Origin of the sequence: Streptococcus sanguinis, from assembly GCF_900475275.1 — a bacterium.
In the GTDB taxonomy this organism is placed as follows: domain Bacteria; phylum Bacillota; class Bacilli; order Lactobacillales; family Streptococcaceae; genus Streptococcus; species Streptococcus sanguinis_N.
Map to the genome: position 1 here is coordinate 1,316,395 of NZ_LS483364.1, position 26,446 is coordinate 1,342,840.

Here is a 26,446-nt window from a genome sequence, read left to right on the forward strand (position 1 = left end):
ATATGATAAGCAAATATGACATATACATATCAATTATAACATAAAAATTATAATTTACGCCCTGTAAACTATAATTTTTATTATCATTTTTCTATTCTTTGTCTACTTTCGTTACAAAAAAGTTACAAAAAATTGCTTTATTCAGGCTTGGATGGATTATTATTGATATATTAGAAATAAATGGCAGAAAAAATACCTAGACTTTTTACAGTCTAGATATTTTTAAAGGTATTTCTGAAAAACATTTTGTCGCTTACTTATTAAAGATTGACTGTCTGAAGTCATCTGTCTCACGAATATAAGCATTGTAAATCTTCTTCTTAAGCAGATTGACCCAGCTAGAATCTACACGGCTGGTAGCATTGGCAATGTTGCGTACATCCTCTGCTACTGCTTCGTCCATCAGCTTCTGCATCTCTTCATAAGAGCGAATAGTTACTTTCTTGGTACTACTTGGATTTCTAAGCTCGTACTCAATGGTGATTGGTTTAAGCTTGGTCAGCTGATTAATCCGCTCTTGGTACATGGCCTTCTTGAAGGCTACCCAAGAGTCATATTCACCCTTGAATACATTTTCCAAGACTTTCTGGTCTGTTATCAGACCAACATCTCTTCCGGACCATCCATCCCATGTTTTCTTACCTTCATCAAAGGCTTCCTTAGAGTACTTACCAGAAACATAAGGGATAAATCCTTCATGGTAACCCTTGGCTGCCAGCAACTCATAGGCTGTGCGGCGGAACATGACATCACCCGGCGCTCCATTTGGATTGCTCAAGGCTGAGTAGATTGGTGAGAAGAGGCTGAGACTGAGGTAGCCATTTCGGCCGTATTTCCCACTATCCTTATTCTCCCGACGAGTGATAACATCATTTTCAATCAGGGAGTTAAAAGTCTTCAGCTGCTTGATTTCCTCAGCAGTAAAGCTTCGCGTCTGGTTACCTGCATGGGTCTCCTTACCATACTTATCTGTAATATAGTAATTCTCCATCTTCCTGAACCACTGAAGCTTAGCATCATCGCTCTGCTTCAGCATAGAGGTACCTTCTAGGTAATCTAGGGTGTAGATCATGTCAAACATACCATGGACATAGTGTTGCAGGTCTTCTGCATTTTGAACGCGTTCCTTGAAGTTATATGTGTGTAGACGCGTCTTAGAATCCTTGTCCACCTTGAAAAGGGTATTGAGTGTAATGGTTGCCTCATCTGCACTTGGAGTGGACTGCAGGAGTCCGCGAGCATAAAGCTCAGCTCCCAGACCTTCGCGGCGGCCATTGCCCTCAAAGTAGATACCACCGTCAGAATTATGGGTCATTTCATGCGTGTAGACAGAGTTACCATAGTCTTCTAACAATTTAGCTGCATCAAAGTGGGTTACACTTCCTGTAGCATAGGCATTATAGCCCTTGCTAGGATACCACTTGCCGGCTGGTCCAAAGAATTCCTGCATAGCCAGTGATTTTTTGTCATTAGCTGGAGCCCAATATTTTTGACCATTCTTGTCAACCAATGAGAATCCATCGTAAACCAGAACAGAACGGAAGAGCTTGTCCTTGCTTTCATCGCTTAGAATCTTATACCAGAAGTCATAGTGATCGCGCTGGTATTCAGCAGTTTTTCTCACTCTGTCTTCGACAAATTCAGCTAGCTCTGCATCTGTCCGAACCCTGCCATTGGCATCAAGGCGATAACGGTCATAAGCCCCCATGGAGATGGTAGACATATTGGAGATAGCATAGACACCTTTCTCAGTCATGGTCAAGAGTGGCAAGAGCATGCCCTTGTGTTCCCAGTTATCAGCAGTAATCTTGTCGTAAACGCCGACAGAATACTTACTCTTGTCCTCGGCTGCATCCTGAAGCTGTCTCGCTTCTGCTATATCCGACTTAGCCTCAACGATGTAGGCTTTTGTATTGGTCTTGAGCCATTCATTATTGGACTTGTCCGGCAGGAAGAGCTGACGATAACTTTCTAGATAATTGAAGAGCCCTCGTTTACCAGTCGCTTCAGAAAGCGAGGCATCATAAGCCATATAGTTGTTCTTAGCTTTAAGATTGTTCATGCCTGACTTACCAAGTGAAATGATGGTATCTAAGGTTGAAGCATTATGATTTCCAAAGAAGTCAAATTTATAGGCTGACAATTCCTTGACATTGATATTGTCATAGTTGATATTATACCAACGGTTGAGATAGGTTAGACCAAGTAAGAAGGCTTCTTTATTGTCTTTAATTTGCTGAGCTATATAGTCTGCTACAACATTGCCTTCCGTATTGATAGACTTGTCCATAGCCAGTACCTTGCGTAACTCTTCTGACAGCTTGGTCTTGACTTGGTCAAAAGCCGTATCCAGATAGAGATCATCCAGAGAAGTGTCAGCATTCACGCCTAAAACAGTTCGCATAGCCGGTGAGTCCAGGACAACCTGGTTCAACTCCGGCAGCACTTGATTGAGAATTCTGCTATAGTCTGATAGGAACGCTTCTGGAGTATAAAGGAGGTCTAAGCCGTTTACACTGTACTCTGCAATTGCCTTATATTTGAAATCTCCCTTATAGGTCAGATCCAGGTAGTCAACCGTATTATCCTCAAAGTGCAGCATCAGACGGTTAATTCCTGTCTTATTGCTATTGATATCAGTGATAATCTGATCGCCCTTCATCGGAACAACATCCAGCAAGTACTCGGTATTAAGCTTGTGATTATCTGGAAGTTTATTTCCATAAGCAACGATGGTCTCCTTATTGTAGAACGGAAGGAGTTTTTCCATGTTAGCATAAGCTATCAGGCGGTCTTCTCGAGCATTCTTTTCCTGAGCGTAGTTGACAGAATAAATATTGAGATTCGTGTCTTCTAGCGTGGTCGTAATGTCTAGGTCAGCCAGCTTTTCTTCTGCCTCGTTCAGAGTCAGTGTCGAAGTGACAAACTTGTCATTTTCCAGTGTAGTATTTCCTTCAACTGCATAAGCTTCTGTGATGCGGTTGTTCTCATAACCCTGATCGCCAGAAATACTGTAAACATTTGTACCGCTGACATTGCTGATGACATTATCGATCAAGCCATTGAAGTAATTGGAACCTACTACGCCACCAATCTGACCGTTCTTAGTAGAGTTTTGAATCTTTCCAGCTACATAAGAACGGCTGATGCGGGCATTGTTTTCTAAACGGCCAACCAGACCGCCGAAGCGTTGGTTGTTGGCTCTAGCGCCTGCTAGAATGGTCACATCTGCCCTGCTTTGGCTAATCAAGGAGTTTCCTCCCTTAAGATTGGCAACCAAACCACCGACATTGTATTCTTTGCCCTGTTTATCATTTGACACGATAGTTCCAGTAAAGGAGCTATTGGTGATTTGGGTATTGTTAGCAATAACTACCAAACCTGCTACCTGTGAAGCATTTTCTTTTACTTCTACTCTACCTTGGACTGAAACATCTGTGATTCGAGCATTTTCTGCATTGCGAGCTAGGGCAGCTGAGTCGTAAGTACCGACAATATTGACCTCTTTCAGATCCAGATTAGAAATAGAAGAACCACTCTTGAGGTTTTCAAATAAAGGCTTGGCTAGATTATAAATCGCATACTGCTTGCCATTATGGTTACCTGTCAGACTGCCTGTGAAGTTCCCTTTGAGATAGACATAGTCCGCAGGTGCCAGACTAACTTCGCTAGCATCCAAATCAGCTCCCAGGACATAGTTGCCAGCCATATTTTTCTTCATAGCGTCTATCAAACCAGCAAAGCTGGTGTAGACATTTTGCTGGCTAGGGACTGCCTTACTGATATAGAAGTCATAGCCAGACTTATAGCCTGTCTCACCTTCTTGGACCAGCTCAGGCAGAGAGACTGTCACCTTATAAACATCCCTGCCATCCTTATGGCTTTCCGCTATGCTGTGAACCGGCAGGAGCATTTCCTTAGATTCACTTGATTTGACTTTGACAAAGTAGGTAGACAGATCTGTAGGCATAGAGCTCATAGATACGACGCGCTTAAACTGGTCGTTTTCTTTTCTGTAAAACTCAGCCGAATCAATATCTCGGAAGGCAATCTTCTTGTATTCCAATTCGAAATTGCGGCTGTCCGTTTCAAGATCTGTGAAGCTGCCATTATCCAGTTCATAAGTAAGCTTGGTTTTCAGGGTATAGCCTGTGTAGTAGTCTAAGTCGCCAATCTTCAGACTTCCTGCGAAATTGGTAATCGGAAGAGTACGAACAAGCTGATCACCCTGGTACAATTCTGCAGTTGCTGAACGGAAGGACTGGGTCAGGTCTTCTAATCTATATTGGACTGTAACCGACTTGTCATCTGCATTTTCTGTCAAACTTAGAATAGAAACTGTCGGCTTAACTTTAGGCACTCCATTTAGAGCTTCTTTAGCTGCTGTCAGGCTAGCAAATGCTTGATTGACCTGCACTTGTGTAGCAGTTTGATTGTTCAGAACCCCTTCTGCCTTGGCCAATTCGTCAGTATAAGCTGTCTGCTTATTTGAATCCGCATTTTTATATTTAGCAGTTGTTTTAACAGTTGGATTTAAATCGTACTCTGTTTGAAGAGCAGTTTTGACAACTTCAAGACCGCTTAATTGAGCCTTGGCTTGATTGATTTGTCCCACCAGTTGGTTAACTTCTGCTTGGCTAGCATGTGATTGACTCAGAAGCGCTTGACCCGCTGTCAAAGCAGTATCATAGCTAGATTGATGACTCTGACTATCATTGAAATAACGTGCCTGAGCTTTAATCTGATCTGCTTCCGCTAATAAATTATGCAGTTGAATTAAATCGAACTCTTCTAAAGCATCTGCTTTTGGCGCATCGTTCGGTACCATATGCGGCTTAGCTGTTCCGACTTTGACCACTTGCGTTACCGGAGCTAGAGTTTCTTCATTGGAAAGCTCCTGGCGGTCGATTTCTTGTCCGTTGGAACTATAGACGCGAGTCTTAATCGTACGCTCACCCTGAACTCCTGGAATGGCGATTTGACGGGCATCTCGAACAAGCTCGTCTGTCTCTTCTTCACGAATAGAGAAGTTAATCTTCTCAACACGCGTTTCATCCGTGTAAGTCAGTGGATACTCTGGCAAAGCATCTGCTTTTGGTGCATCACCTGGTACCATGTTCGGCTTAGCAGTACCAACTTTTACAACTTGCGTTACTGGAGCCAGAGTTTCCTCATTAGATAGCTCTTGGCGGTCGATTTCTTGTCCGTTGGAACTGTATACACGAGTCTTGATGGTCCGCTCGCCTTGCACTCCTGGAGTCGCGATTTGACGGGCATCACGAACCAGCTCGTCCGTCTCTTCTTCACGAATAGTAAAGATGATTTTTTCTACGCGTGTTTCGTCTGTGTAAGTCAACGGATATACTGGCAAAGCCTCTGCTTTTGGTGCTTCGTTTGGTACCATGGTTGGCTTAGCAGTTCCGACTTTGACAACTTGCGTTACTGGAGCTAAAGTTTCTTCATTAGACAGCTCCTGGCGGTCAACTTCTTGACCATTGGAACTGTAGACACGAGTCTTAATCATCCGCTCACCTTGGACACCCGGTGTTGTGATTTGGCGAGCACCTCGAACCAGCTCGTCCGTCTCTTCTTCACGAATTGTGAAGTTGATTTTTTCAACTCTAGTTTCGTCTGTGAAAGTCAGTGGATACTCTGGCAAAGAATCTGCTTTTAGTGCATCACTCGGTACCATATTTGGCTTAGCAGTTCCTACCTTGACAACTTGCGTTACTGGAGCTAGAGTCTCCTCGTTGGACAGCTCTTGACGATCGATTTCTTGACCGTTAGAGCTGTAGACGCGGGTCTTGATGGTTCGTTCACCTTGCACACCTGGAGTGGCAATTTGACGGGCATCGCGAACTAGCTCGTCCGTCTCTTCTTCACGAATTGTGAAGTTGATTTTTTCAACTCTAGTTTCGTCTGTGAAAGTCAGTGGATACTCTGGCAAAGAATCTGCTTTTGGTGCATCACTCGGTACCATGTGAGGCTTAGCCGTGCCAACTTTGACGACTTGCGTTACTGGAGCCAATGTTTCCTCGTTAGAAAGCTCTTGGCGGTCGATTTCTTGACCGTTAGAACTGTAGACACGAGTCTTAATCGTACGCTCACCTTGCACTCCCGGAGTTGCGATTTGACGGGCATCCTGTGGCAACTCATCGGTATATTGTTCCTCGATGTTGAAAGCAACTTTCTCTACTCGGGTTTCGTCCGTGTAAGTCAGTGGATACTCTGGCAAAGCATCGGCTTTTGGTGCATCACCTGGTACCATGTTCGGCTTAGCAGTACCAACTTTTACAACTTGCGTTACTGGAGCAAGAGTTTCCTCGTTCGAAAGCTCTTGCCGGTCGATTTCTTGTCCGTTGGAACTATAGACGCGAGTCTTAATCGTACGCTCACCCTGAACACCCGGGGTTGCGATTTGACGGGCACCACGAACCAATTCGTCCCTTTCTTCTTCACGAATAGTGAAGTTGATTTTTTCAACTCTAGTTTCGTCTGTGAAAGTCAGTGGATATTCTGGTAGTTCTTCAACCTTTGGTGCTTCACCTGGAATCAGACTTGACTTACTTGTTCCGACCTTAACAACTTGCGTTACTGGAGCTAGAGTTTCTTCATTGGAAAGCTCTTGGCGATCAATTTCTTGACCGTTGGAACTATAGATGCGAGTCTTGATGGTTCGCTCACCTTGAACGCCCGGAGTCGCAATTTGACGGGCATCACGAACCAATTCGTCCGTTTCTTCTTCACGAATTGTGAAGGTGATTTTTTCAACTCTAGTTTCGTCGGTGTATGTCAGCGGATATTCTGGAAGAACTTCTGTTTTTGGCACATCACTTGGTACCATGTGCGGTTTAGCTGTACCGACTTTGACGACTTGCGTTACGGGAGCCAAGGTTTCCTCATTGGACAGCTCTTGACGTTCAACTTCTTGACCATTGGAACTGTAGACACGGGTCTTGATAGTCCGTTCACCCTCAACACCTGGAGTGGCAATTTGACGGGCGTCCTGAGGCAATTCATCGGTATATTGCTCCTCGATGTTGAAGGCTATTTTCTCAATACGAGTCTCATCCGTATAAGTCAGCGGGTATTCTGGCAAGGCGTCTGTTTTTGGTGAATCGGTTGGAACCAAATATGGTTTAGCTGTACCAACTTTGACTACTTGCGTCACTGGAGCTAGGGTTTCCTCATTAGATAGCTCTTGGCGATCAATTTCTTGACCATTGGAACTATAGACACGGGTCTTAATCGTACGCTCACCCTCAACTCCTGGAGTCGCAATTTGACGGGCATCACGAACCAGCTCATCAGTCTCTTCTTCACGAATAGTATAGTTGATTTTCTCTACGCGCGTTTCGTCGGTGTATGTTAGCGGGTATTCTGGTAGTTCTTCAACCTTTGGTGCGTCAGCCGGAATCAGGCTTGACTTACTTGTTCCAACTTTAATAATCTGAGTGACTGCTGCAAGAATTTCTTCATCCGATAAAACTTGGCGGTCAACCTCTTGGCCATTCGAGGTATAGATACGAGTGGTAATAGCCCGCTCACCCTGGACACCTGGTGTGACAATTTGGCGACTGCCTTCTGGAATCTCATCAGTATACTGTTCTTCGACGGAAAAATCGATCTTTTCTCTTCTTGTTTCATCCGTCGCAGTCAGCTCTAATTCTGGAGCTTGATGCATGGGTGCTTCATCTGGTGCGGTACCATAAGTTGTTAGTTCCGGAACTTCTTGTACTGGCGCTGTATCTGGTGCAGTGCCATACGTTGTCAATTCGGGAACTTCATTCACAGGTGCGGTATCTGGCGAAGTGCCATAAGTTGTCAATTCGGGAACTTCATTCACAGGTGCGGTATCTGGCGAAGTGCCATAAGTTGTCAATTCGGGAACTTCATTCACAGGTGCGGTATCTGGCGCAGTGCCATAAGTTGTTAGCTCTGGGACTTCTTGAACCGGTGCTGTATCTAGCGTTGTGCCATAAGTCGTCAATTCGGGAACTTCTTGCACGGGTGCTTCATCTGGTGAGGTACCATAAGTTGTTAGCTCAGGCACTTCTTGTACTGGTGCGGTATCCGGTGTAGTTCCATAGGCCGTCAATTCGGGAACTTCTTGCACGGGTGCGGTATCTGGTGTAGTTCCATAAATAGTCAATTCTGGGACTTCTTGAACTGGCGCTTCTTTTGGAACAGATTTTACTGCAGCAGTTCCAACCAACACAATTTCCGAAACTGGCTCTGCAGTTACCTGGTCTGAAACCACTTCGCTTTTTACAATTTCTTTACCTGCAATATAATTGCGAGTGACAACAGTACGTGTACCAGCGACACCTGCGCGAATGACCTGAGATTGCCCCTCTGCGAGCTCATTTGAATATTGGTATTCTGTTTGATAAGGCAGGACTTGGGTTTGGCTGCTTTCTTGGCTCTTGAATTCCAGTTCTGGTACTTCAGTGACTGGAGAAAGCCGAGCAAATTCGCGCTCTTTGGCAGCAATAATCTCTTTTTCTTGCTCGGTTAGTTTCTCTGTTTCAGTAGATGCTGGCTTGTTGGCAGCACTCGGATTCCCAGAAAGACTAGCAGATTTGCCCGCCTGCTGATCGACTTCAACAGCTGACAAGTCCTTCTGTGCCGTAGGAAGCTGATGACTTCCTGCTGTGTTTTCCTTGCCTTGTTCACCGCTTTTAAGATAGCCGACATACTCAAAACCAGCAATCTCTAAAGGCTCCGGCAGCTTATCTCCTACTGTCAAATTTAGCCTTTGATTGTAGGCGGCTAATTCAATATTAGTCACTGCAAATACAGAAGGAGCTAGGAGAATAGAGCCTAGACCCGTCACCAGTAAAATAGAAGACAGGTATCGCTTACCATTTCTACCTCGTGCAATTACTAAGACTGCTAAAGTCAGCCCAGCAGCTGCAAAAGTTGCTTCCCACAGACTTGAGTAGCCTGTCTTTGGCAAACTTTTTGCCGAAAGCCCCTGGGTCTTAGGACGGTAAACCAGATAATAAGCATCAGAGTTTTCTTCCACAAACTTTGGAAGCTCCTTAACAACTGCATTCTTCTCAGCTTCAGTCAGTTCAGACTCTACTACGTAGTGATACTGAACTGGAACGGTTTTGCCGGCTGAGACTTCTGCAGCCTCAACCGTACTTATATTTCCCCCTATTGCGGTACTCAAAAAGAAGCTTCCGATAGTGGCGGAAACCAATCCTACTGATAACTTTCTAAAAGAATAACGCTGGAGCGTATCGCCAGTGATTCTTTTTTCCATAATAATTCCCTTTTCTCCATATAATAATCTCTTAAAATTTTACAGAATTTCCTACAAAAATTCAATGCTTTTGCTTAAAAATATATCTTTGAAAGCTGAAATCATCATGTTTTTGAACAACCTGAAAATAGTGTTCATTTTTAACTAAAAAAACAAATCTTCGGTTAGAAAATTTGCTTTTTAAAATGTGATTTACTTTGTTAGTCAGGAGTTCAAATTCAACTCAAAGAGACCATACTCATGCTTGTCTCCTTGCAATTCCGCTGCATAGTGGCGCGTGACTGTTTTTTGATGAATCAAGGCTCCAATAGCTGAGGCTTGTCGCTTCTGCGCTTCTTTAAAAATCGGATAGGCCAAGGCAGAGCCCAACCCCAAGAATTCTTCATCTACTCCTAGATACATAATCGTATAACGTTTGGGAAAGCGCTTAGCCCAAAAAAGCTTGGCTAGGTTAAGAGGAGTCAGTTTTTGATAAACCAGAGAACCGTAGTCCGGCATGGCAATCAGAAAACCAGCCAGCATGCCCTCCTTATAGGCCAGCTTAACCATAGAAAAATCAAGAATATACTGGTATTTCTGAAAAATCTGACTGAACTGCTGACTGGAAATAGACCGATAAATCGGAAAATCTTGATAGAGGCGATTGAGAAGCTCAAAAACCTGCAGCGAAGCTTCTTCCCAATCCTGCTTCTTAGGAGAGCAAATGGTGAAACCTGCTTTTTCAAAAGACTCAAAGCGATGAGCCAGCTTGTCCTGATGAGTTTGATTGCTGACCTTGGGATAAAAATTGGATAAATAGCGCTCCTTGAGCTCAAAACCAGCAGCCTGCCACATCCGGGGATAATAGTCTGGATTATGAGGTTCTCCAGTAAAAGGAAGCTCCTCTGTTCCAGTCAGCTGCATTCGATAGCCCAGCCAAAAACTTGCCTGTACGGGGCCGATTATCTTAATCGCTCCGAGACTGCGAGCAAAACCTGCTAAATGCTCGATAAAAGCAGATGCAATCCGTTGATCATTGATCGACTCGAAAAATCCCAAGTAAGCAGCCTCATCACCTGGATAGAAGGTCAGGAGCCCTCGAATACAAGGCCGACTGTCCACATAGCCAATAAAAGCATAGGTTTCTAAGTCAGAACTCAGCGGGTGACTGCCTTCAATCAAAGCCAGTTCTTCCTCTTCCGACTGCATGAGGTGGACTGGCTGGTAAATCTGTTTGGGCAGGGCTAGAAAATCGGCCAGCTCTACAGTATTGGGTTTGACTGGTTTAATTTCCAGCATGGTCTTCCTCCTTGATTAGTCGAATCTTGCCAGTAAGGCCATCCATCTCAATCCAGTCACCATTTTGCAGCTGGCTGCAGGCGCCTCTAACATTGACAATGGAAGGAATACCTAGCTCGCGGGAAATAATGGCCGTGTGCGAGAGCAAAGACCCCTGCTCGGCAATGACACCCTTGGCTTGGGTCAGAAGATAAACCCAGCCCGGATCGGTCATCTTGGTCACGATAATCCGGTCCTGAGCAGACTCAATCTCCTGCACATCTTCCACGACCAAAACCTGAGCCTTAACGCAGCCAGGTGAGCAGCCAATCCCTTGTAAGGCTTGATTGCTCGTATTATAACTGCTGGTGCGGTTTTGCGGTTTCATATATTTCTCAAAGACTTGTCCAGTAAAAACATAGCGACTAAAGGTTGGCAGTTCCTTGTCAGCCTCCAACTTCTCCCGACGCTCGGCTATCAAGCCACTAACATCTCTGGGCTTTCTGGTCAACTCAAACAATTCTTCCTTTGTCAGGTAAAAAACATCGTCAGGCATAGCCAGCAGCCCTTGCTCGGCTAATTGCTGCCCCAATGTTCGGAAAATCTGCCGCATCATACCGTAGATCCGTGTGCGGTTTAAGCGTGAGCTTTCCCGATATTTAACACCAGCCATGGCTCGCTTGCGAAGAAAATTCGCCCACCAACCTGATTTTTGCTCCTCTTCTTCAAGTTTCTGAGGAGCCAACTTCTTCTCCTCTTGCTGGCACATTTGCAGCAGGAGCTTGAGCAGACGCTCTGGATGCGTTCGGAAGGTTGATGTTTCTAACTTCAACTCTTCCGGAGCCCGATCGCCAAATTCATGGATAAAATGGACTATTTCTTGAACCAAAGGATGCTGGCGACTTAGAAAGACTGCTGAGCTTTCAGTTTCCATAGCCTGTCTAATATCTGCATTTTCTTCTGCTTTCAGCTGAGCTGTTAAAGCCTGCAGAGCCAAAGCCGGCCTCATACTTTCAATCTGCTCAATTCCTGCAATCTCAGCCTGAACAGCCCCGCCGCGACGCGACTTCTTTAGCAGTCCAGTATAGACAAAAGCATAGAGGTCATTGACTAGCGTAATGTCCCAGTGAGCCAGAATATCCTCTTTTAGCTTGCTGACCAAGGTAATCAAGGTCTCCGCATCTGCATCAGGAGAAAAGCTCGCTTCGTATTCGCGCTGAATCTGGGCAAACTGCTCTTCCAATTGTCGCATTTGCTTGGGAGCCGTCCAAAACTCTCGGATGATTCGGAGCATGATTTGCAGGCGTTTGAAAGCGGACAGGTGCACTGGCATCTGAGGCACCTCCGTCTCTCTCACTCCCAGCATATCCTGCCAGATAGGAATGATTTTCTTAGAAAAAGGCAGAAGCTGCAAGAGCTGATACCAGCTCTGAATCTGGTAATAAACACGACTATTGACCGGCTGCAGCATATTTTGAAAAGTAGCTTCATAGGCAGCCAACTCAGGGGCACCCTTGCCAACCAAGCGCTGGGCCAGACTGCGGAAAATGCTAGCATAAGCCTCTTGGATAAAACTAATAGTCAGAGGGCTAGAAACTCCCGGATAACTTTCAACAATATTGCTATTATCCAGAATAATCTGCTGTCCCTCTGGCAAGGTGGTAATAGGTCGTGCTTGCAAGAGATAGAGTTGGCCATTGGCGAAGGTAAACTCCATATCCATATAAGGTCCGAAAAGCTGACTCACCTGACCAGCTAAAGATTGTAGCTCCTTGAGTTGTTCCTGTGATACGTCTGGTGAGTCCTCCGTCTGCTCTGTATAAAAGAGCTGGTCCTTGGGATGGAGGGTCACCATTGTCGTAGGAATCTTATCCTCAACAACCTTGTTGCCCAAGCCCCGACCGATAACAATGATATGCTCGTTCAGAATGCCCTTGGGATTAGCTGTGAAGTAAATCCCAGACAAGTCTCCCTCCTGCATGACCTGCACAAGACAAATCATCTGAGCTTGCTTCAAAGATAGGCCTTGCTCAAACAGATAACTAAGAGCTGACTCCTGATAAAGAGAGAGTAAGGTCGCTTGAATAGCTTCTTTAAGCCCCTCTGGCTTCACGTTGAGCTGGCTCTCAAACTGACCGGCAAATGAGGAAGCCTTGCCATCCTCAATGGTAGCAGATGAGCGGACTGCAAAGCGACAGTCTTTCTGAAAAAACTCCTGCCGGATCCAGCTTTCTGCTGCTGTCAGATCTTCCCGCGCAAACTGCTCTTTAGCCCAGTCCTGCAGTTGTTGACTGAGTTGGGACAAGTCCAACTCTCCAGACCGATAAGCTTCTTCCATCCGCTCCAAGTCAGCAGAGCTGGCAGATTCTTGAAAAAAGTCAAAAGCAAACACAGCAAAGTCAGGAACCGGCAAACCAGCAGCCTGCATTTTCAGCAAATGATAGGCCTTGCCTCCAACCCGGTCAAGCCCTGTCTGCTTGATTCTTTTCATCAAAGTACCCCCATCAAGAGATAAACAGCAACGGACAGAACCATGGTCGTCTCCGTGATATAAGTATAACGCTCTACCCGCTCCCGGATATTAAAGCGAGTCGGATCCTTGATAAACTGCTCAAACTGGACAGTCATCCAGATGACATTCAGCACCAAGACCACCACTCCGACATGGGAAATATTCCAGAGAAGAGCGAAATTGGTCAAGATATCCAGCAGAGTCACCACCTCGATAAAGCGAGTGGCTTTTTTGTAGCCAAAAAGCTTAGAATAGGTCACATACTCTGTCTCGTCTTTGGGAGCCCGAATCTTGCGGCAGACTTCCCAGATCAGACTTGGGAAATACATGGTAAAGGCCAGCAAAACGGTCGGCAGGGACAAGAGAGGCAGGTTATACTTGTAGCAGACAAAAGAGATAGTATAGAGATTCAAAATCATCATGACTGGATTATGGGTCACTAGAGCCAGTGGCAGAGAATTTTGAATCTTATCACGCTTGAAGAACCAGAAGGACATGAGAGTTCCGTAGATATAGAGAAAGAGGAACCAGCCGATATTATTCATAAAGAGAACATTGAGAAGTACAGACACAGCTACGATAAAGCTGAGGGCAATAGCCAGGTCCTTCTTTTTCACCCGGCCAGATGGCAGAGCCCGATGAGGAAAGAGCCGTCTGTCGGTCTCATAGTCCTTGAAATCATCTGCAATCCGCAGAATCATCAGAAAGACAAAAATCGTAAAAATCCCAATCAACTCCTGATGGTCAAAGTGAAAGGTGGTCACTCCGTCATTGAGCAAGAGGACAAAATAAATCTCAAAAAACATGATGGCAGCCACAAAAAAGCGCGGCAGCAAAGGAAACATTTCCTTATAATAAACAGCTAATCGTTTAAACATAGCTTTTCTCCAATCTTTTCACCCATTTGAATCTGGGTTTCTATTCCGAGGTCTGAGTAAGTCAGGATATCCTGATCCAAGCGAATCGTGTCTGCCGGATAGAGGACAAGAATAGTTGAGCCGCCCAGACCAAAGCAGCCCTTCTCCTGTCCCCTAACCAAATGATCCTGACTGTGATTGTATATTCTTCCGACCAAGAGAGCCCCTACTTCCATCTGCAGAACAGGTCCTAGGTCGGTATCTAAAAGACAGTATTCTCTTTTATTTTCCTTATAAATCAAGCGCCGCTTCTGGGCTACCTGCCTGACCGTATGGAGGCGTCCCTTGATTTTTCGACTTTGGGTAATTCTGTCGGATTCAGCTGCTAGATAGCGGTGCAGGTCTTCCACTCCCAAACGATAGACAAGAGCTGTTCCGCCACTAAACAGTTGAGCCAATTCTTCATCCAGCAGTAAGTCAGCTAGACTATAAATCTGACCCTTAATCGTCAACTGTAAGTCCTGACTGATGGTAAAAGCCTCCAGCTTGGCATCCGCCACAGCCAGTACTTGACTGTCAGGACAGACTGGACGCAGGGCGGGCTTGATTTTCCGCTGAAAAAAAGCCGCAAAGCTAGGATAGGGTCCATCCTCATAGTCAGCCAGATTCAGCTGATAATTTTCCACAAAAGCTGCTATTTTCTTGCGAGAAAAAGGAGTGTAGTCTTTCAAAGTTAGAAGATAAGACAGGCTAGGTCGGGTCAAGAAAGGCAACAAGATGCGGCCCCAAGCAGTACCATAAAGCTTATCTAACAGACCCGCCTTGTATTCTGTTGGTTCCAGTACTTGGCCAGTCCTTCTCTGATAGACCTTAACCATGCGGGAGAACCCCCAGACCAATCAGACTTGCAACAGCTAAAATCGCAAAGACTAGATAGGCCAGCTTATTTGGCTTGGGAATCCGGCAGTTGTAGACAAATAGAAAGGTCAGCAAAAGAGACAAGCCCAGCCACACCCAAGCAAAGAGACCAGGCGCCAGCCATTGACTGACCAGATAGGTCAGAGGGAAAAATAGGGCACTGTAAGTCACGGGCAAGCCGATAAAATAAGATCCAGATCCTTCATCATGCTTGGCCAAGCGGTTAAAATGTGCCAAGCGCGTAACCGCAGCTAAGGCATAGAGGACAGCCAAGATGATATTGGCCGCTCCCAAGGGCAGCTGAGTCATGAGGAGCATAGCCGGGAGAGCCGCAAAGCTAATCATGTCGCAGAGCGAATCAATTTCAATGCCGAAGCGCTTCTGACTTTCAGTCCGCTTCATCCGTCGCGCCACCACACCGTCAAAGAGGTCGCAGATACCGCTAACGATAAAGGCCATCATGGCTAGCCGCAGCTGGGACTGAATGACGGCATAGACTGCCAACAGTGCAAAAGCAGCGCCCATATAGGTCAGGATAACAGATTTATCGTATTCACCGATAAACAAAGGTTCATTCTTCTTCATGAATTCGTATTTCTCCTCTTCTTCCATCTAAAGTTACCATCATGCCAGTTTCTAGCAGCTGAGTTGCATTCTTAGCGCAGACCAGAGCTGGAATTCCGCATTCCCGAGCGACAATGGAGGCATGACAGAGAACTCCACCGTACTCTGTCACTAGACCGCCTAGAATACCAAAAACATAGCTCCAGCCCGTATCTGTATAGCGAGTGACAAGAATTTCTCCTGGCTCAATCGTCTCAATATCAGCCAAATCCAAGAGGACGCGAACCCGACCGGTCACCTGACCACTGCTGGCTGGCATTCCCGTCAGCAGAGCCCGACTGTCATGGGCTACCTCTTCCAAGCTCATCTCTTTGTCGGTCAAATCACCCACTGGTTCAAAATTCCGATAGGCCTGGCAATAATGCTGATTATCAGCCGCTTCTTCTTGAAGCTTGTCGGCAGTCTTTTGCCCTTCCATAAAGGCAGTCAGACTTTCTTTCTTAATGTAAAAAATATCTTGAAAATCTTTCAGAAAACCTCGCTTTTCATAAGCTCGACCGAGTTTGAGGCTAATCTGACGAATGAGGTGGTAATAGCGCGTGGAAATATCCTTGAACTCCTCCCGCCACCAGAGCAAGTTCCGCAGGTCTTCACTAATTTTTTCTATCTTTTTCTGCTTGGCTCGAGATAGATGAGCAAGATCAAGTTCAGACTCTGAGACAGGACTGAGCGAAGCTTTGGCCGCCTGGTAGTAAGCTGAATCAGCAACCAACTGTTGAATCGCTGTCAGGACCTGATGAGCATCTTCTTCGTAACTCGCTACTCGTAAGTCCAGCTCCCGTGCCGAGTGATAGCCAAAGTCCTTTTGGAAATCCTGAATCTTGATAAAATCAGCTCGCTCAGGATATTGTGCAGTCAGTCCCTGCAACTCTTCCACTGATAGCTTCAACCAATCGTCTGTCAGTTTCTCGTCTTCCAAAATAAGATCCGCAGCTTCCAGCATCCGAGCCAAAGGCTTGGTATGCGAAACATTTCCTAACTTAGCTATCAGTTGGAAAAATTCATCGACCGTCAGCCATTTGAGGAGACTGGTCTTTTTCATAGACAGCTGGACCGTATTGATGTAGGCCTGCCAGAAATAAGTTCCCTCACTGTCTAAATAAGCCTGATTTAGCACTAATTGCCAAAGACTCTCGACCTGCTGCAGTGGACTTTGATCGTCTAGTTCTTGTATTTTTTGATTAAGATGGTTAAATTGCTGGCGCAGCTCTTGCAGCTTCTCTGGCGCCTGATGCAGAAAAGTCTTAGTTACCTTTTGTGTTTTTAAAGCTACCCGCAGGAAATTCAAGAGCAAGGCTGGACTTAATTTGCTGGTAAAACCTTGACCTTGGTAGTCTTTATTAACTCCCAGCTCATCATCAAAGTCACGTTCAATATAGCCTGGAATTTGCTCCATGCCTTGCTTGACCACGCCTAAGTTCCAGAAAGGCCGTGCATAATGGAGACGCATCAGCGGAGGCATCACACCATCTGGCTCTAGGCCAATTGCCAGCAAAAAGCTAGAGAGTGCCTCTTGCCAAGAATAACGATAAAGGCTCCACATCAGGTTTGGACAGGGCTGGGCCGCCACGCCTCCATCCCGAAAATTAGCCGTCGTCCAGCGGCCACTGTCTATTTTAGTTGGAACTGTTGTGATGGGCCGAGCCTGCAGCAAATAGACTTGCTCTTGTACGGCACACCACTCAATATCCATCGGCCGACCAAAATACGCTACAATCTCCAAAACCTGCGAGTGCAGCTTCTGCAAGACTGCCATAGGCATTTCAACTATTTCAAGCTGGCTCCAGTCCGGCTTGTACCAAGAAAGAGTCAGTTGCTCAGGATTAACTTGACCGCTAACCAAGCTCTCAGCTGAGCCTTTTACATACTCCAATAGCATGGTCTGGTCCTGATTTGTTGCCACGTCTAGGGAAAAGCAGACACCGCTAAAGTCAGGCTTTATCTGCTCCTGAATCAGCACCGCCATGGCAAAATCCTGTTCTGCCAGACCCTGACGCTGCCAGTAGGCCAAGGCTTCAGGATTAAAAAGGGAAAGCAGACAGGAACGAATGCCCTGCTCAATTTCTGACAGTGTCCGGCAGTTGCCGATCGAGTCATATTGGCCAGCAAATGACATGGCCTGTCCGTCTTCTAAGAGGGCACTGCTGCGAACGATATAAGCTTGATTTTGCTGACAAAAGGCTGCTAACTCCCGCTGCCAAGCTGGATCCAAGGGATAGTGCTGCAAACGCTCCGCAATTTCCTCCTTGCCCAGTTCGATGAATTCTTTAAGTCCCTGTTTTGAATATTCTGGCAGAGCCGCTCTTAGCCAAGCCATTACTTGATCCGCAGGCAAAATCAAACCCTTAGGAACCGAATGCCCCAGTTGACAGAGGTTGATTAACTGATTGATTTTACCGCCATAGACGACTGAAGGCTCTTTTTCCAGCCATAGTTCTTTCATCAAAAACTCCCATCTCACATACGATTTTTTCTAAGCTTAGCCCAGTAGAGCAGGCGATTGACTCCTAGATGCGTGCCTGCCCCTAGGATTAAAATGTCCAGCATCTGCTGCCAAGACAGAGGGATATAGAAAAGCAAGAAAATAATACAGCCAATCAAGGAATCAATCTGGTCTATCCAGATAAAGGTCCATTTCCAGCCATTCTCCGCCGTCTTGCCCTCTCTGATTTCCAAACGGCGCTTGATAAAGCTATTGGGCAGCTCAAACAAAACATAAGCCAGCCCCAAAAGTGCTCCAAGCACCAGATTAAACAACACGGTATTTTCGTAAAAAGCATAGACCAAGTGCAGATTCTCAAGGGTAGGAATACTCTTTAAGAGCAATCCCCAAAGAATCTGCGCCAAAGCTCCCCAGATAATCATGCCTAGAAAGCCTTTCCAGGTCTTGTTAGCCCCAAACATCCTCTTCCCATCCTTTAAAATCAACCCACCATCCATTGGTCGATAAGCCGCCTCTAGCAGTGAAGACTTGCAAAAGATCATATTCAGTACTCCAGCCAGAATGACCGGCATCAGGGTGATATATAAGGCAAGAATCGAACGCATACTTATTTCCTATTCTTTTTATGAAAATCAGTTTGAAAAGATTAAGAGACTTCTCAAACTTTTATGACTTCATTATATCATAAGTCTTTAAAGCCCTTACAAAACAAACTGTCAACATCTGTCTCATCTGATAGTGGTGCAAAAAATTCACTATTCTAAAATGTTACTTCCCGTTCCATCTGTAACTACCTGATTTTTCAAGACATACTAAGAGTTAGTAGCAACTAAACAAGATTGTAAATAATATGTCAATCAATCTTCCTTTTATTATAAAAGGCTTTTAAAACTTTGTAAAGAAGGGTTTTATAATAAAAAGTAAAAAACCAGCTTTTCTAGCTGGTTTGTCAGTTTATCCTCTGTCATCATAGCCGTTTGGATGACTGAAATGCCATTTCCAAGCGGTTTCGATAATGGTTTCAATATTGTCGAATTTCGGCTGCCAACCCAGAACCTTCCTTGCCTTCTCAGAGGAAGCAATCAGCGTATCCGGATCGCCTGGGCGCCGCTCTGCTATTTCCAAAGGAATAGGATGTCCAGTCACCTTGCGGGCTGCTTCTACAATCTGAAGGTTGGAAAAACCAGTCGAAGAGCCAAGGTTAAAGGCATCTGAAGGTTGTCCGGAACGCAGATGCTCAACAGCCAGAATATGGGCGTCAGCCAAGTCGAAAGGATGGACATAATCGCGGACATTGGTCCCATCCAGAGTATTGTAATCGTCACCAAAGACGGCAATCTTCTCACGTTTGCCCTGAGCCACCTGAAGCACAATGGGCAGGAGATGGGTTTCAGGTCCGTGGTCCTCGCCGATTGAGCCGTCGGGCTTGGCACCGGCCACATTGAAATAACGCAGAGCTACAAACTTGATCCCATAGGCCCGGTCTGCCCAGCGCATAATGGTCTCCATCATAAGCTTGCTCTCACCATAAGGATTGATCGGCTTTTGCGGAGTCGTTTCCAGAATCGGAACTTCCTCAGGAATGCCATAAGTCGCAGCAGTTGAAGAAAAGACAATGTTTTTAACGCCGCATTCCTGCATGACCTCCAAAAGAGAAACCATGCCGGCCGTGTTATTATCAAAATACTTGAGCGGGTCCGCCATGGACTCGGCGACCAGTGAAAAGGCAGCAAAATGAATGACTGCATCGATGGACGGATGTTTGGCAAAAACGCCACGCATAAAGTCCTTATCCGCCAAATCTCCCTCATAAAAAACTGCTTGTGGATGGACGGCTGCCCGATGACCAGTCACCAAATTATCAACGACGACTACTTCTTCCTTACCTGCTGCTACCAGACGGTCTACCATGTGCGAGCCGATATAGCCAGCTCCACCTAATACTAAAATTGCCATAAAACTTCCCTTCCTTGTTACATTAGATTCATTATAACACATTTCCTAGGGCTGGATGCCGACGGATTGGACGAAGCGCATGAAAGCCTCTTGCCCTTCCTCTGTTCGCTTGTAAACTCCCGCATCTTCCAACACACGGCTGAAAATGTGTCCAACCGAGGCCTGAACTACTCCTTCCACCGTCTCAGCGGTAACATCTGGATTCTGGTCTTTGAGTTGATTGGCCCACTCCTGATGATAGGCAGCAACCTGACAGTCTTCTCCCAGCAGGAATCGTTCCACCTGCTTGAGTTCTTCCTTGAGCCGAGGCGGCAGAATGGCCAGTCCCATAACCTCAATCAGACCGATATTTTCTTTCTTAATATGCTGCACATCCCTATGAGGATGGTAAATGCCGTCCGGATGTTCTGGGGAAGTTTGATTGTCCCGCAAGACCAAGTCCAGCTCAAAACGTCCATCTTTCCTGCGGGCAATCGGTGTGATGGTATGGTGAGGCTCACCCTCAGACTCTGCCAACACCTGCACACTGGGGTCAGAATAAGTCCGCCAAGCTTGCAAGATCTTGTCAGCCAACTCAATCAACAATTGCTTTTTCTCAGACCTTAGACGAATGACGGTCATGGGCCACTTGACAACACCTGCTTCCACCTCATCAAATCCGCTAAAAGTAAAGCTGCAATCCAGCTCTGCCATTTCCATAGGGAAGGTATGACTTCCGCCCTGATAGTGGTCGTGGGTCAGGATAGAGCCACCGACAATAGGCAAATCGGCGTTGGATCCTGCGAAATAGCCTGGAAAGGTCTCAACGATGTCCAGCAGACGCTCAAAGGTCAGCCGACTGATAGACATGGGAAGGTGCTGGCTGTGGAGAAAGATGCAATGCTCATTAAAGTAGGCATAGGGCGAATACTGGAAGCCCCATACCTGTCCAGCCAAGTCAAAACGGACAATTCGATGGTTGGCACGGGCTGGGTGATCCAAACGCCCTTGGTAGCCTTCATTTTCCATGCAGAGCTGGCAGGCAGGATAATGGCTGGTCTTAGCCTTTTTAGCTGCCGCAATTTCCTTGGGATCCTTTTCTGGCTTAGAGAGATTGATGGTGATTTCCAAATCTCCATATTCAGTCGGTGCTTTGAAAGCAATGTTTTTAGCAATGGCCTTGACCTTGATATAGTCATTCTTTTGACTAAGCTGGTAAAAATCAGCCACGGCCTGTTCAGGATTGGTGGCATAAGTCGTCCAGAAGTCCTGATTGAGCCGACTAGGGGCTGGTGTGATTAAGTTCATGAGCTCAGCTCCCAGTATATCCTGCTCTGCCAGAGTATCACCAATCTTCCCATTCTTGACAGCCACAGCTACCAAGTCATCCTTAAGGTCAATTAGCTGCTCAGCCTCCATATCCTGCTCTGCCACTGCCTCTCCGACTAAAGCCATGACACGATTGCTCAGATAGATGGTGTCCATTTCCTCAAAAGCGCTATTGTCAATCACTGCTGATACGAAAGCATCCAGTAACTTCTTGGACATAGTTCTTCCTTTCTCTTGCTAGTAAAGGGCCGGCATTCCTGTCAGCCCAAGTTCCTTTTCTGTGATTTAGTCCAGTACTCGGCTTCCGCCAGCTACTTCTGCAATGTAAAAGCTAGGGGCATAGCCGACGACTTCTTGATACTTGCGGCCGACATTTTCTTTGAAAGATTCCACCGCATCCTTACCAACTAAAGCAATGGCACAGCCACCGAAGCCTGCTCCGGTCATACGAGCCCCTAGAACACCTTCTTGCTCCCAGGCCGTGTGAACCAAGGTGTCCAGCTCTAGACCAGTCACCTCATAGTCATGTTCCAAAGAAACATGGGACGCATTCATGAGACGGCCAAACTTGTCAAGAGCACCTGCCTGCAAAGCTTCCCGCGCTTGCAAAGTGCGTTGATTTTCCAAAACAGCATGGCGAGCCCGTTTGAGACGATTTTCGTCCTCTATCAGATAGCTATACTCGTCAAAGGACCACTCATCCAACTCGCCCAAGGTTGCGATAGACAGTTTACGGTTCAGTTCTTCAACAGCTTTTTCGCACTCCGCCCGACGCTCATTGTACTTAGAATCAGCCAACTCACGACGCTTGTTGGTATTCATAATCACTACAACATTATCCTTGAGATCAAGCGGCACCAAATCATATTCAAGAGTATTGGTGTCTAGGTAAATAGCCCGCTGGTCAGCTCCCATTCCGATAGCAAACTGGTCCATAATGCCAGAATTAACCCCGATAAACTCATTCTCAGTTAATTTACCGATTTTCACTAGGTCCAAACGTTCCAACTGCAAATCAAAGAGTTTCTCAGCAATGACACCCGCCAAAAGCTCCAGCGATGCAGAAGATGATAAGCCAGAACCATTTGGAATATTTCCATAAACATAGACATCCATGCCTCGGTCAATTGTATGGCCTGCCTCCTGCAGAAAATGCAGAACTCCTTTCGGATAGTTGGTCCAGTTATGCTCAGGCTCAAAGTGCAGGTTTTCCAGCGACACTTCAATAATCCCTTTTTCTTCAAAATTCCCTGAGAAGAATCTTAAGAGCTGATCGTCCCGCTTGCGAGCCGCTCCATAAGTTCCTAGAGAAATCGCAGCAGGAAAAACACGGCCGCCGTTATAGTCCGTATGCTCACCAATCAGATTGATCCGACCGGGTGAAAAGAAAGTGTGGTCCGCTTCTACTCCAAAAATCTTGGCAAAATCTGCGCGGACTTGCTCCGCTGAAATTAGGTTTGACATAAGCTAAACTCCTTTAAAATGAATAATCGATATTGTAATCGTTTTCTTGGTTTTATTATAACTGTTTCCGAGTAAAACTTCAATAAATTTAGTAAAATTTTACTAATTTTATAGATAGATTTTTTGTAAAAATCCAAACAGTAATCTGTCTGGATTATTTTATAAGGAGCAATAGATTAGAAAATATTGTCTTCCGTCTCAGCATCAAAGTAATGCGCCTTGTTTAGGTCGAAGCCAAGTTTAATACTGCTTCCGGTATTCATATGATCACGTGCATCAACTTTGGCAACAAACTCACTACCACCAACCGTACAGTAGAGGTGAGACTCCGCTCCAAGCAACTCAGAAACAGAAATCTTCGCAGTTAGAACCGACTCAGGGAAGGTTTCCAGAAAAGCTGGTTCCATGTTGATATCTTCAGGACGAATACCAAAAATCAACTTATTGCCTTCATAGCCCTTCTCCCGCAACCCCTTAAGATTGCCCTCTGGGACTTGGAGACTGAAGTCTCTGTTGGGGCCGACAAGACGGCCATCTTCCAGTGTCACTTCAAAGAAGTTCGTAGCTGGGCTGCCAATGAAGCCGGCAACAAACTTATTTGCCGGATGTTTATAGACTTCCTGAGGAGTACCAATCTGCTCCACTCGACCAATCGTTCCAGTTCCAGCAGGATTCTTGGTCGCTGACATGATAACGATACGATCCGCCAAGGTCATAGCTTCAGTCTGGTCGTGGGTAACATAAATAGTTGTTGCCCCGATACGGCGGTGAATCTTGGCAATCTCCGCCCGCATAGAAACACGCAGCTTAGCATCCAAGTTAGACAAAGGCTCATCCATAAGGAAAACCTTTGCATCCCGAACGATAGCGCGTCCCATTGCTACCCGCTGACGCTGACCGCCAGACAAATCAGCTGGTTTGCGTTGCAAGAATTCCTTCAAGCCTAGGATTTCTGCTGCTTCATTAACTCGTTTGTCAATATCTTCCTTGCTGTACTTGCGCAGCTTGAGACCAAAGGCCATGTTGTCATAGACAGTCATGTGCGGATAAAGGGCATAGTTCTGGAAGACCATGGCGATGTCACGGTCTTTGGGCGCCACATCATTGACCACTGTACCGTCAATAGAGGCAGTTCCTTCTGTAATATCCTCCAAACCTGCAATCATACGCAGCGTAGTTGATTTTCCGCAACCAGACGGACCAACAAAGACGATAAATTCCTTGTCCTTGATATCTAGATTGAAGTCTTCCACTGAATAGTGGTCGCTGTTGGGATATTTTTTATAGATATTTTTCAGATTTAATTCTACCATTCTTCTTCTCTTTTCTTATCTCTATTCAAAAGTGATAGCTTGGCCATTTTCACTAGCGCTATATGTCAATTCTTTGAGGTTGATAACTACTTGAGCAGTGACTGACTTATCTGCATTGCTACGGACAATCCGGAGGCTATTTTCATCCAATAGATTGACTTCAATAGTGCCATCTAGGTCAAAGGCAGCAGACTGGTTTCGGTAACGGAAAAGCTTGAGCAAGGCTTGCACAACTGGACGCTTGACTTCTTCAGCAATCTCCTCATTACTGTAATAATGACGGTTGATATTGCGACCTTCCTTGGTGTTTTCTAGCAGTTCAAGGTCATTTTTCCCAGCTAAGAAACCAACATAATAGACCTGTGGAATCCCTGGAGCAAAAGCCTGAATCAGACGGCTAATGAAGTACTTCTTGTCGTCATCGCCCAAGGCTGAGTAGTAAGTCGAGTTAATCTGGTAAATGTCCAGATTATTGTACTCAGCTGAGGAATACTTACGCTTGACATTAGCTCCAACCTTATATAGTTCATTGGTTGCAAAATCAATTTCTTCATCAGTCAAAATATCCTTAACATCAACAACCCCAATACCATCGTGAGTATCCAGTGTTGTGAATTGCTTCATAGGACTCATTTCAAGCCACTCGACTAGACGCTCTGCTTTACCACTGTATAGAGAATAAAGAGTTACCATCGGCAGCGCAAAATCATAGACAAAGTAGCCATGCTCTGCAATCTTGAACTGGATAGAATAATGCTCATGAATTTCTGGTAAAATATCCGTCCCAAACTCAGCCGCTTGCTGCTGGACTTTTTCTAATAAATCCCAGATTTCTGGCTCAACAAAGAAATCATTGGTATCTAACTTTTTGACCGCATAGGCAAATGCATCTAAACGAATCAGATCACAGCCATGCTCTGACAGTTGACGCAATGTTTTCTTGATGAAATCATTAGTTACCTGACTGCGAACATCTAGATCAATCTGCTCTTCACCAAAGGTGTTCCACAGATACTCAGTGCTTCCATCTGCAAAGACGATTTCCTGCTTAGGTGCCCGATCCTTACGCTTATAAATCAAATCAACATCAGCTTGCGTCGGACGATTTTCTGGCCAAAACTTATCCCAGCTGAGAAAGAGGTCACGATACTCACTCTGATCCTTCTTTTCCTGAAAATCCTTATAATACTTGGACTGGCGTGAGATGTGGTTGATCATAAAGTCAAACATGAGATAATATTTCTCGCCCAGCTTTTCTACATCCTCCCAGTCACCAAAGGCTGAATCAACCTCTTCATAGTCTACTGGGGCGAATCCCCGGTCACCAGTTGATGGGAAGAAAGGAAGCAAATGCACTCCTCCAACCGCATCCCCAAAATGCTTTTCTAAATTGTCATATAGATCTTTTAAATTCTCCCCCAGGCTGTCTGAGTAAGTAATCAGCATGGTCTTATTTTGAATAGCCATAGTCTTCTCCTCTAAAATCTTGTCTTCTATATCCTTTCCTAGCGGTTTTAGGTTTTCTATTTATTAGCTCTGTGCGAAAAACACGAATCTTCCAAGAGGCTGAAGCTTCATTTTCAGATCCCCTATTTTTCCACAGGCGTTACAAATTCAATAGTTTACGGATGTGGTTGCCTTTGTATGCACTGTGAGCTTTTTACAGTCTTTGTATCTTGAGCTTACTTCACAGCCCCGTTGCTCATTCCAGCAATAATATTGCGCTGGAAGATGAGATAAACGATAGTAATGGTGATAATCCCAACAACATAAGAAGCAAAGCTCGGTCCATAATCATTAAAGTATTGACCTGTGTAGTTATATTGGAAGAGTGGCAGAGTCCACATCTTGGAGTCTTTATTGAGTACCAAGAGAGGAAGCATGAAATCATTCCAGAACCAGAGGGCATTGATAATCATGGTTGTCGCATGCATGGGTTTCATCATAGGAAAGATAATCTTGAAATAGGTTGTAAACTTTCCAGCACCGTCAATTTCTGCTGCCTCATCCAGACTGTCTGGAATGGAAATCTTAATGTAGCCTACATAGAGAAAGAGAGTCTGTGGAACAGCGTAAGCCAGATAGAGGATAATTAATCCCCAAGTGTTGGCTAGTCCTAGCTTACTCATCATAACTGTAATAGGAATCATGATAACTTGAAAAGGAACGAAAATCCCTAAAATCAAAAGCGTATACATAATACCAAAAGCTTTTCTCTTAGACATATTACGAGCGATAGAGTAAGCAGCCATGGGAATAAAAATCATGACAACAGCCAAAGATAGAACCGTGATTACAATTGAATTCCAATAGTAGCCTCCGATACCATCAGCCAAAAGGCGTTGAAAATTTTCTAAAGTCGGTTGAGTCGGAAATCCGAAAAAATTATTAACGATGTCTTTGGTAGACTTAAAGGAACTGAATATCGTTGCTAAGAGTGGAATTAAAATGATAATAGACCCCAGTGTTAGCAAGATATATTTACTAAAATTAGCTTTTCTTTCTGCATTTTTCATCGGGCTT

General features: G+C 45.3%; 14 protein-coding genes. All 14 read right to left on the bottom strand.

The annotated features are described in order from the left end of the window. Positions 1-253 precede the first annotated feature (253 nt). Entirely contained in the window at positions 254-9,271 is a 9,018-nt protein-coding gene (locus DQM55_RS06740; protein WP_111675913.1) for an SIALI-17 repeat-containing surface protein, read from the bottom strand. A 204-nt stretch (positions 9,272-9,475) separates the two neighbouring features. Further along, positions 9,476-10,549 (bottom strand): hypothetical protein, encoded by a 1,074-nt coding sequence (locus tag DQM55_RS06745; protein WP_111675914.1) that lies wholly within the window; start codon positions 10,547-10,549, stop codon positions 9,476-9,478. Continuing rightward, positions 10,536-13,019 carry a phosphoenolpyruvate synthase gene (locus tag DQM55_RS06750; RefSeq protein WP_111675915.1) on the bottom strand — a complete coding sequence of 828 codons (2,484 nt, stop codon included), beginning with the start codon at positions 13,017-13,019 and terminating at the stop codon, positions 10,536-10,538. Before DQM55_RS06750 ends, DQM55_RS06745 begins: the two co-directional genes overlap by 14 nt. Next, a complete protein-coding gene (locus tag DQM55_RS06755) occupies positions 13,019-13,918 on the bottom strand; it encodes a UbiA family prenyltransferase (protein ID WP_002906717.1) in 900 nt (299 codons plus the stop codon). Before DQM55_RS06755 ends, DQM55_RS06750 begins: the two co-directional genes overlap by 1 nt. Next, positions 13,903-14,775, bottom strand: a complete 873-nt coding sequence (locus tag DQM55_RS06760) for a phosphatidylserine decarboxylase (RefSeq protein ID WP_111675916.1) — start codon at positions 14,773-14,775, stop codon at positions 13,903-13,905. The genes DQM55_RS06755 and DQM55_RS06760 overlap by 16 nt, the downstream gene beginning before the upstream one ends. Next, positions 14,768-15,400: a CDP-alcohol phosphatidyltransferase family protein gene (locus DQM55_RS06765; protein ID WP_111675917.1), complete on the bottom strand. Its 633-nt coding sequence runs from the start codon at positions 15,398-15,400 to the stop codon at positions 14,768-14,770. Before DQM55_RS06765 ends, DQM55_RS06760 begins: the two co-directional genes overlap by 8 nt. After that, positions 15,387-17,882 (bottom strand): PEP/pyruvate-binding domain-containing protein, encoded by a 2,496-nt coding sequence (locus DQM55_RS06770; RefSeq protein WP_111675918.1) that lies wholly within the window; start codon positions 17,880-17,882, stop codon positions 15,387-15,389. Before DQM55_RS06770 ends, DQM55_RS06765 begins: the two co-directional genes overlap by 14 nt. Positions 17,883-17,896: 14 nt before the next feature. Continuing rightward, positions 17,897-18,487 carry a CDP-archaeol synthase gene (locus DQM55_RS06775; protein WP_111675919.1) on the bottom strand — a complete coding sequence of 197 codons (591 nt, stop codon included), beginning with the start codon at positions 18,485-18,487 and terminating at the stop codon, positions 17,897-17,899. A gap of 349 nt (positions 18,488-18,836) precedes the next feature. Beyond that, on the bottom strand, positions 18,837-19,838 hold the full coding sequence (gene galE, locus DQM55_RS06780) for a UDP-glucose 4-epimerase GalE (RefSeq protein ID WP_172454737.1): 1,002 nt from the start codon (positions 19,836-19,838) through the stop codon (positions 18,837-18,839). Positions 19,839-19,883: 45 nt separating this feature from the next. Continuing rightward, positions 19,884-21,365: a UDP-glucose--hexose-1-phosphate uridylyltransferase gene (gene galT / locus DQM55_RS06785; protein WP_111675921.1), complete on the bottom strand. Its 1,482-nt coding sequence runs from the start codon at positions 21,363-21,365 to the stop codon at positions 19,884-19,886. A gap of 66 nt (positions 21,366-21,431) precedes the next feature. Next, positions 21,432-22,610: a galactokinase gene (locus DQM55_RS06790; protein ID WP_111675922.1), complete on the bottom strand. Its 1,179-nt coding sequence runs from the start codon at positions 22,608-22,610 to the stop codon at positions 21,432-21,434. A 176-nt stretch (positions 22,611-22,786) separates the two neighbouring features. After that, on the bottom strand, positions 22,787-23,923 hold the full coding sequence (locus DQM55_RS06795; RefSeq protein ID WP_111675923.1) for an ABC transporter ATP-binding protein: 1,137 nt from the start codon (positions 23,921-23,923) through the stop codon (positions 22,787-22,789). A 21-nt stretch (positions 23,924-23,944) separates the two neighbouring features. Further along, positions 23,945-25,390, bottom strand: coding sequence for a sucrose phosphorylase (gene gtfA, locus DQM55_RS06800; protein ID WP_002924988.1), 1,446 nt, complete (start codon positions 25,388-25,390; stop codon positions 23,945-23,947). Between the two features lie 215 nt (positions 25,391-25,605). Further along, entirely contained in the window at positions 25,606-26,439 is an 834-nt protein-coding gene (locus tag DQM55_RS06805) for a carbohydrate ABC transporter permease (RefSeq protein ID WP_002912289.1), read from the bottom strand. Between the last annotated feature and the right edge of the window lie 7 nt (positions 26,440-26,446).

Bases quoted from the DNA above. Each gene is read 5' to 3' on its own strand.
- DQM55_RS06740 (WP_111675913.1), bottom strand. From the start codon at position 9,271: ATGGAAAAAAGAATCACTGGCGATACGCTCCAGCGTTATTCTTTTAGA.
- DQM55_RS06745 (WP_111675914.1), bottom strand. From the start codon at position 10,549: ATGCTGGAAATTAAACCAGTCAAACCCAATACTGTAGAGCTGGCCGAT.
- DQM55_RS06750 (WP_111675915.1), bottom strand. From the start codon at position 13,019: ATGAAAAGAATCAAGCAGACAGGGCTTGACCGGGTTGGAGGCAAGGCC.
- DQM55_RS06755 (WP_002906717.1), bottom strand. From the start codon at position 13,918: ATGTTTAAACGATTAGCTGTTTATTATAAGGAAATGTTTCCTTTGCTG.
- DQM55_RS06760 (WP_111675916.1), bottom strand. From the start codon at position 14,775: ATGGTTAAGGTCTATCAGAGAAGGACTGGCCAAGTACTGGAACCAACA.
- DQM55_RS06765 (WP_111675917.1), bottom strand. From the start codon at position 15,400: ATGAAGAAGAATGAACCTTTGTTTATCGGTGAATACGATAAATCTGTT.
- DQM55_RS06770 (WP_111675918.1), bottom strand. From the start codon at position 17,882: ATGAAAGAACTATGGCTGGAAAAAGAGCCTTCAGTCGTCTATGGCGGT.
- DQM55_RS06775 (WP_111675919.1), bottom strand. From the start codon at position 18,487: ATGCGTTCGATTCTTGCCTTATATATCACCCTGATGCCGGTCATTCTG.
- galE (WP_172454737.1), bottom strand. From the start codon at position 19,838: ATGGCAATTTTAGTATTAGGTGGAGCTGGCTATATCGGCTCGCACATG.
- galT (WP_111675921.1), bottom strand. From the start codon at position 21,365: ATGTCCAAGAAGTTACTGGATGCTTTCGTATCAGCAGTGATTGACAAT.
- DQM55_RS06790 (WP_111675922.1), bottom strand. From the start codon at position 22,610: ATGTCAAACCTAATTTCAGCGGAGCAAGTCCGCGCAGATTTTGCCAAG.
- DQM55_RS06795 (WP_111675923.1), bottom strand. From the start codon at position 23,923: ATGGTAGAATTAAATCTGAAAAATATCTATAAAAAATATCCCAACAGC.
- gtfA (WP_002924988.1), bottom strand. From the start codon at position 25,390: ATGGCTATTCAAAATAAGACCATGCTGATTACTTACTCAGACAGCCTG.
- DQM55_RS06805 (WP_002912289.1), bottom strand. From the start codon at position 26,439: ATGAAAAATGCAGAAAGAAAAGCTAATTTTAGTAAATATATCTTGCTA.